The sequence below is a fragment of the Microbispora sp. KK1-11 genome (genome assembly GCF_006874435.1).
GTDB lineage: Bacteria > Actinomycetota > Actinomycetes > Streptosporangiales > Streptosporangiaceae > Microbispora > Microbispora catharanthi.
Genome location: NZ_VIRJ01000009.1, coordinates 246,858 through 255,111, shown reverse-complemented (window position 1 = coordinate 255,111; position 8,254 = coordinate 246,858). Strand labels below are relative to the sequence as shown.

The following is an 8,254-nucleotide window of genomic DNA, read 5'->3' as shown; positions in this document are numbered from 1 at the left end:
TCAACTCCGACGGCACCATCACCGCCGTCGGCTCGAACAAGTGCCTGGACGCCTACAACGCGGGCACCGCCAACGGCACCAAGGCCATCATCTGGACCTGCAACGGCCAGGCCAACCAGCGCTGGACGCGCGCCTGACCATCCGTGCCGGCGCCGGGGACACCCCCGGCGCCGGACATCTCTGCATTCCCTCCTCTTTGGAAGGCCAGCCCCTCGGCGTCCCCGAGTCCGTCGGTGTCGCCGACCGGCACCTCGACGGCGTGGCAGAACGGGACGTTCGTGGTGGACACCCCAACGTGGCGCGCCGGTCGAACATCGTGCTGAGCAAGGCCGACTCCAGCTCCACCCAGTTCGTCCCGCTCGGCAACGGCACCCTCGGCGCCCCCGCCTGGGGCGGGAATGGTTCACCGCGCAGCTGAACCGCAACGACACCTTCCCGGACCGCAAGTCGCCGGGGCAGGTCTCCATCCCCGGGCTGAGCAGGCTCACCGGGGCGTCGGACTTCAAGGGCTACTTCGACCTGTACGACGGGACGCTGTACGAGTCCGGCGGCGGCATGACGCTGAAGGCGTACGTGCGGGCCGACGCCCCCGAGCCCGCAACCCGTGGCCGGGCCAGAACGTCACCGTCGTGAACGGCGGCGGCGCCGCCGTGCTGACCGACCAGACCGGCGCCACCATCGCCATCCCCGCGCAGGCCGGCACCTCCTACCTCATCCAGCGGGCCTCCAATCCCACCACCTCACTCCCCTACTGGCCGGTCGGCGGCGGCCCCGCCACCACGGCCAAGCACCTCGGCAGCCGCGGCATCGGACTGTGACCCGGCGATGACCGGGCGGCTCTTCGAGCGCGTCCGTCCGTCCGTTCATCGAGATCCGCGTACGGCGGGGAGGAGGAGATCGGAGGAACCGGGTGCTTCTTTCCTCCTCCCCGACGCAGCGAAGGGGTGACGCCTCAGCAGGGGCAGGTCCGGTGCGGGCGCCACCCCTACTCCTTTACACTGCTATACATCCGATGTATGCGGCCTCGTTCGCGAGGAAACAGTGGAGGAGGCTCCGTGGCGGTCACGGACGCGGCGATCGACAGGATCAAGCAGATGATCACGTCGGGCGAGCTCGCTCCGGGTGACCGGCTGCCGAAGGAGGCGGACCTGGCCGAACGGCTCGGCCTGTCCCGCAACTCCCTGCGCGAGGCCGTCCGCGCCCTCGCTCTGATCAACGTGCTCGACGTACGGCAGGGCGACGGCACCTACGTCACCAGCCTGCAGCCCCACCTGCTCCTGGAGGCGATGTCGTTCGTCGTGGACTTCCACCGCGACGACACCGTGCTGCAGTTCCTGGAGGTGCGGCGGGTCCTTGAGCCCGCCGCCACCGCGATGGCCGCGATGAACATGTCCGACGAGGACGTCAAGGAGCTTCGCGCCATCCTCGACGCGCTGCCCGACGATCCCAGCGTGGAGGAGCTCGTCGCCAACGACCTGCGGTTCCACCAGCACATCGCGGCGGGATCGGGCAACCCGGTGCTGTGCTCGCTGATCGATAGCCTCTCCGGGCCGACGACGCGGGCCCGGGTATGGCGCGGCCTCACCCAGGAGGGAGCGCTCGACGACACCCGGGACCAGCACGTGATGATCTGCGACGCGATCGCGGCCCGGAGGCCGGAGGTGGCCAGGGCCTGGGCCACGGTCCACGTGGCGGGCGTCGAGGAGTGGCTCCGCCGCACGCTCTGAATCGGCGCGGGCAGCGCGCGGGCCTGCGGTCCGGCGACGGTGCGCCCGCCCACGGTCAGACGGGTCGGCACGCAGCCGCCGCTCCGGCTTCACCTTCGCCTTTTCCGAGCGTTGACGGCGCAGTAGTGCCTATGTAACATCTGGCCAAACCTCTGCAATAACTGTGCAAGGAACATCAAAACTCTTTCCGTTCAGCGCAACACCCTGAGTGCATCGCGTCCGTGCATTCGCCGCCCATCCGGGTGCCGTGGAGGCCATACGTCCTCCCGCACCGGCCTGCCGTCCCCGTACGAGAGATGGAAGAGCGCGAATGAGGACATCGCACGGACCGTTACGCCTGCTCGCGACCCTGGTCGTCGCGGGCATGCTCACCCTCCTGGCGTGGGTCGTCCCGGCCGCCGCCGCGGGAGGTCCCAACCTGTCGCCGGGCAAGGCGACCCAGGCCGGCAGTTCCACGGCCGGCTATCCCGTGTCGGCTCTCAACGACGGCAACCAGGACACCTATTGGGAGAGCGCCAACAACAGCTTCCCGCAGTGGGCGCAGGTCGACCTCGGCACCGCCAGGAGCGTGGACCGGATCGTCCTGAAGGTGCCCTCGCCGAGCGTCTGGCAGACCCGCACCCAGACGCTGTCCGTGCAGGGCAGTGCGGACGGCTCCGCCTTCAGCACGGTGGTGGCCTCGGCCGGCTACACCTTCAACCCGGCGACCGGCAACAAGGTCACCATCGACTTCACCGCCGCGACGCACCGGTTCTGGCGGGTGAACGTCACCGCCAACACCGGCTGGCCGGCCGCGCAGATCTCCGAGTTCGAGATCTACGCGTCGAGCGGCACCGAGGCCGACACCCAGGCGCCGAGCGCCCCCACGAACCTCGCCTACACCCAGCCGGCCTCCGGCCAGATCACGCTCACCTGGAACGCCTCCAGCGACGACAAGGGGGTGACCGGCTACGACGTCTACGCCAACAGCCGGCTCCGGGCCAGCGTCGCGGGCACCGTGCTCACCTACACCGACACCCAACCGGCATCGGCGACCGTGACGTACGTCGTCCGGGCCAGGGACGCGGCGGGCAACCAGTCGGCCGACAGCAACGCGGTGACCCGCGACGGCGCCGGCGACCCCGGCTCCAACCTCGCCATCGGCAAGGAGATGGTCGAGTCGGGCCATGTGTTCACGTTCGTCGCGGCCAACGCCAACGACAACAACCCGGCCACCTACTGGGAGGCCGACCCGGGGGCGTATCCCAACACGCTGACCGTCAGGCTCGGCGCCAACGCCACCGTCAGCGCGGTCGTGCTGAAGCTCAATCCCGACCCGGTCTGGGCGACGCGCACGCAGAACATCCAGGTCCTGGGCCGCGAGCAGAGCGCGACGACCTACCAGGTTCTCAAGCCGACTGCCGACTACACCTTCAACCCGGCCTCCGGCAACTCGGTGACGATCAATTTGTCCGCGACCGTCGCCGACGTCCAGCTGAGGTTCACGAGCAACACCGGCGCGCCGGGCGGCCAGGTCGCCGAGTTCCAGGTGATCGGCGTCCCGGCGCCGAACCCCGACCTCACCGTCACGAACCTGTCGTGGACCCCGGCCTCCCCGACCGAGACGGACACGATCACACTGTCGGCCACGGTCAAGAACGCGGGCACCGCCGCCGCGGCCGCCGACAGCGTGAACCTCTACGTCGGCGGCGCACTGGCCGGCGCCCCGGCCGTCCCCGCCCTGCCGCCGGGTGGCACCGCGACCGTCACCCACGCCATCGGCACGCGCGCAGAGGGGACCTACACGGTCAGCGCCAGGGTGGACGCCGACAACACGGTCTTCGAGCAGAACGAGAACAACAACCTGCTGAACGCCTCCTCGTCGCTGGTCGTCGCGCAGGCTCCCGGCCCCGACCTGCAGGTGCTCGGCGTCACCCCCAACCCGCGGAACCCCGCGGCCGGGACGCCGGTGACGTTCACCGTGTCGGTGAAGAACCGCGGGACCACCGCCACGGGGGCGACAACGGTCACCCGCGTGGCGGTGGGCGGCACGACGCTCAACGGCTCCACTCCTTCCATCGCCGCCGGGGCCACGGTCTCCGTCGCCGTCAGCGGAAGCTGGACCGCCGCCGACGGCGGCGCGACGATCACCGCCACCGCCGACGCGACCGGCGTCGTCGCCGAGACCAACGAGAACAACAACACGTTCTCCCAGGCGATCGTGGTCGGGCGCGGCGCCGCCGTGCCGTGGGCCGAGTACGAGGCCGAGGCCGCCCGCTACCAAGGCACCCTGCTGGAGGCCGACCCGCTGCGGACGTTCGGGCACACCGACTTCGCCACCGAGTCGTCGGGCAGGAAGTCGGTGCGGCTGAACGGCACCGGCCAGTTCGTGGAGTTCACCTCGACGAACCGGGCCAACTCGATCGTGGTGCGCAACTCCATCCCCGACGCGCCGAACGGCGGCGGCATCGACGCCACGATCAGCCTCTACGTCGACGACGCCTTCGTCCAGAAACTGACGCTCTCGTCCCGGCACAGCTGGCTGTACGGGAACACCGACGACCCCGAGGGGCTGACGAACACCCCGCAGGCCGACGCGCGGCGGCTGTTCGACGAGGCGCACGCCCTGCTGCCGCAGACCTACCCGGCGGGCACGAAGTTCCGGCTGCAGCGCGACGCGGGCGACACGGCGGCCTTCTACATCATCGACTTCGTCGACCTGGAGCAGGTCGCGCCGCCGGCGGACCAGCCGGCCGGCTGCACCTCGATCACGGCGTACGGCGCGGTGCCCAATGACGGGATCGACGACACGGCCGCCATCCAGCGGGCGGTGACCGACGACCAGAACGGCGTGATCGGCTGCGTCTGGATCCCGCCGGGCCAGTGGCGGCAGGAGCAGAAGATCCTGACCGACGACCCGCTGAACCGCGGCCAGTACAACCAGGTGGGCATCAGGGACGTCACCATCCGCGGCGCGGGCATGTGGCACTCCCAGCTGTACACCCTGACGGAGCCGCACCTGGCCGGCGGCATCAACCACCCGCACGAGGGCAACTTCGGCTTCGACATCGACGACAACGTCCAGATCTCCGACATCGCCATCTTCGGCTCCGGCCGCATCCGTGGCGGTCCTGGCGGCGCGGAGGGCGGCGTCGGGCTGAACGGCCGGTTCGGCAGGAACACGAAGATCACCAACGTGTGGATCGAACACGCCAACGTCGGGGTCTGGGTCGGCCGCGACTACGACAACATCCCCGCCCTGTGGGGGCCGGCCGACGGGCTGCAGTTCAGCGGCATGCGCATCCGCGACACCTACGCCGACGGCATCAACTTCACCAACGGCACGCGGAACTCGCGGGTGTTCGACTCCTCGTTCCGTACGACGGGCGACGACTCGCTGGCGGTCTGGGCCAACCGGTACGTCAAGGACCCCTCGGTCGACATCGCCCACGACAACAGCTTCGTCAACAACACCATTCAGCTGCCCTGGCGGGCGAACGGCATCGCGATCTACGGTGGCTACGGCAACACGATCGAGAACAACCTCGTCTACGACACCATGAACTACCCGGGCATCATGCTGGCGACCGACCACGACCCGCTGCCCTTCTCCGGGCAGACGCTGATCGCCGGCAACGCCCTCTATCGGACCGGCGGCGCATTCTGGGGCGAGAACCAGAAGTTCGGCGCCATCACGCTGTTCGCGGCGACCAGGGACATCCCCGGCGTCACGATCAGGGACACCGAGATCCACGACTCGACCTACGACGGCATCCAGTTCAAGTCGGGCGGCGGCGCGACACCGGGCGTGGCGATCACCAACGTGAAGATCGACAAGTCGAACAACGGTGCCGGCATCCTGGCCCAGAACGGCGCCCGCGGCAGCGCGACGCTCACCGGCGTCACGATCACCGGCTCGGCCAAGGGCGACATCGTCCGCGAGCAGGGCACGAGCTTCGTCATCAACGGCGGCTAGCGCACGGCCGACACCGCGCGAGGGCGGCCCGGAAGTCACTCCGGGCCGCCTTTCTCGTGCCGGGCGGATCTCGTCGGGCGGCGTACGGTCAGTCCTGGGCCTTGCCGCTGGTGAGCCGGGCCATGATGAGGGCGAGCAGGATGATCGCGCCGTAGATCGCCTGGATCCACTGCGCGGACACGCCGGCCAGGGTCAGGATGTTGTTGATCAGCCCGAGCACGAGCACGCCGCACAGGCCGCCGAACAACGTGCCCTTGCCGCCGTCCATGCTCACCCCGCCGATGACCGCGGCGGCGAACACCGTGAAGATCATGCCGTTGCCCTGGTCGGCCGCCACCGAGCCGAGCCGTCCGGTCATCAGCAGTCCGGCCAGTGCGGCGAGCAGGCCGCCGATCACGAACACCGTCCAGACCACCTGGTCGGCCCGGATGCCGGCGGCGCGGGCCGCGTCCGCGTTGCCGCCGATGGCGTAGATCGACCGTCCGTGCCGGAAGTATCCGAGCACGACGATGCCGATCGTGAACAGCACGCCGCAGATCCAGATGGAGGCGGGCAGGCCCAGCCAGCGGGCGTTGCCGAGGTAGAGGAACGACTCGGGCAGCTCGAACAGGTTCTGCCCGCCGGTGAAGCCGATCTGCAGCCCGCGCAGCACGATGAGCATGCCGAGCGTCACGATGAACGCCGACAGCTTGAACCGCACGATCAGCATGCCGTTGAACGCGCCCACCAGCGCGCCGACCAGCAGGCAGAGCGGGATCGCCGTCCAGGCGGGCAGCTCGGCGCCCAGGCCGTTGGAGGCCGCGGGGATCACCAGCCCGACCGCGAGGGCCGGGGCGAGGCCGACGGTCGACTCCAGGGACAGGTCGAACTTTCCGGCGATCAGGATGATCGCCTCGGCGAGCACCAGCAGCGACAGCTCGGTCTGCTGCTGGAGCACGTTGACGATGTTGTCCCCGCTGAGGAAGGCCGAGTCGATCAGCGCCCCCACCAGCACCAGCACCGCGATGGCCGGGAGCAGCGCCAGGTCGCGGAATCTGGCCAGCCGAAGCGTCGGCGCGGCCGTCACAACACTCGTCGAGGGGGTCATCGGTTGCCGACACCTTCCATCACGGCCACCAGCTCGGCCTCGGCCCAGCCTCGTGGCATCTCCTTCACGACCCGGCCGTGGAACATCACCAGCACCCGGTCACAGATCCGCAGGTCCTCCGGCTCGTCGGAGACAAGGACGGCGCCGGCGCCCCGGGTGACGGCGTCCTCCACCGCTGTCAGCAGGGCCTGCTTCGACTTCACGTCCACCCCGACGGTCGGGTTGATCACCACCAGGGCCTTCGGGTCGTCGGCGAGCGCCCGGGCCATGACCACCTTCTGCGCGTTGCCGCCGGACAGCTCCCCGACCGCCTGCTCGGGCCCGGACGTCTTGATCGCCAGGTCCTCGATCATCCGTTCCGCCTTCGCCCGCCGCCCGGCCGGGGAGACGACGCCGAACCGGCCGAGCTTGTGCGCGATCGGGAAGGTCGCGTTCTCGGCGATCGACAGCAGCGGCACGAAGCCCTCGTGGTGACGGTCGCGTGGCACGAACCCCAGGCCGGCGCGCAGCGCGGCGGTCACGTCGCCGGGCCGGGGAACGGTGCCGTTCACGGTCACCGTCCCGGTGTCGGCCCTGCGCAGTCCGACAAGCGTCTCGGCCAGGCCGACCTTCCCGCTGCCGCCCGAGCCGGCCAGGCCGACGATCTCGCCGGCCCGCACCGACAGGTTCACCTCCCGGTATCGCCCCTCCAGACTCAGCCCGGTCGCCTCCAGTACGACCGGCGCGGCCGGGTCCGGCCTGCGGCCGCGCGACCGGTAGGCCGCGGCCGCCTCGCCGGTCATCGCGGCGACCAGCTCGTCGTGCGGCAGGTCGGCGACGGGGGCGGACAGGACCTGCCTGGCGTCGCGGTAGACCGTGACGGTCTGGCAGATCTCGTACACCTCGTCGAGGTGGTGGGAGATGAACAGCATCGTGACGCCCTGCTCGCGCAGCGCCCGCATCCGCTCGAACAGCCGCTGGATGGCCGGGCCGTCGAGCTGCGCGGTGGGCTCGTCGAGGATGATGAACCGGGCCCCGAACGACAGCGCCCTGGCGATCTCCACGAGCTGCCGCTGCTCGACCGACAGCTCTCCCGCCACCACCCGGGCGTCCATGTCGAGGCCGTACTGCGCGAGCAACTCGGTCGCGCGGTCGCGCAGAGCCTTCCACCGGATCGGCCCCAGGCCCGACTGGCGGTTGAGGAAGAGGTTCTCCGCCACGGTCAGGGTGGGGATGATGGTGGACTTCTGGTACACGCAGGCGACCCTGCGGCGCCAGGCGTCCCGATCCGCGATCGGCGGGGCGGGCTCCCCGCCGAAGCGCACCTCGCCCTCGTCCGGGCGTTGCAGGCCGGTGAGGATCGACACCAGCGTCGACTTGCCTGCCCCGTTCCTGCCGACCAGCGCGTGCGTCTCCCCCTCGGCGACGCGGATGCCGACGCCGTCGAGCGCGACCGTGGGGCCGAAGCGTTTGGTGACGTCCCTGGCCTCTACCGCGATTCTCATG

General features: G+C 70.2%; 7 protein-coding genes. 5 read left to right on the top strand and 2 right to left on the bottom strand.

Annotated elements, in window-relative coordinates; all coding sequences use genetic code 11:
- The first annotated feature begins 17 nt into the window (after positions 1-17).
- The 5 genes from FLW16_RS16135 (at position 18) to FLW16_RS16115 (ending at position 5,682) form a co-directional block, all read left to right on the top strand.
- Positions 18-137: an RICIN domain-containing protein gene (locus FLW16_RS16135; RefSeq protein WP_260615311.1), complete on the top strand. Its 120-nt coding sequence runs from the start codon at positions 18-20 to the stop codon at positions 135-137.
- Positions 138-196: 59 nt separating this feature from the next.
- The gene (locus FLW16_RS16130) at positions 197-418 is read left to right on the top strand and encodes a hypothetical protein (protein ID WP_142560836.1); all 222 of its coding nucleotides are present in this window, start codon (positions 197-199) and stop codon (positions 416-418) included.
- 211 nt (positions 419-629) lie between these two features.
- Positions 630-818: a hypothetical protein gene (locus tag FLW16_RS16125; protein WP_142560835.1), complete on the top strand. Its 189-nt coding sequence runs from the start codon at positions 630-632 to the stop codon at positions 816-818.
- Positions 819-1,055: 237 nt separating this feature from the next.
- Positions 1,056-1,727 (top strand): FadR/GntR family transcriptional regulator, encoded by a 672-nt coding sequence (locus tag FLW16_RS16120; protein WP_142560834.1) that lies wholly within the window; start codon positions 1,056-1,058, stop codon positions 1,725-1,727.
- A gap of 310 nt (positions 1,728-2,037) precedes the next feature.
- Complete coding sequence (locus FLW16_RS16115; RefSeq protein ID WP_142560833.1) at positions 2,038-5,682, top strand: CARDB domain-containing protein; 3,645 nt, start codon at positions 2,038-2,040, stop codon at positions 5,680-5,682.
- A gap of 88 nt (positions 5,683-5,770) precedes the next feature.
- On the opposite strand, the gene FLW16_RS16110 is transcribed toward FLW16_RS16115, so the two are convergent.
- A complete protein-coding gene (locus tag FLW16_RS16110; protein ID WP_142560832.1) occupies positions 5,771-6,769 on the bottom strand; it encodes an ABC transporter permease in 999 nt (332 codons plus the stop codon).
- Entirely contained in the window at positions 6,766-8,253 is a 1,488-nt protein-coding gene (locus FLW16_RS16105; protein ID WP_142560831.1) for a sugar ABC transporter ATP-binding protein, read from the bottom strand. Before FLW16_RS16105 ends, FLW16_RS16110 begins: the two co-directional genes overlap by 4 nt.
- Position 8,254: the final 1 nt, after the last annotated feature.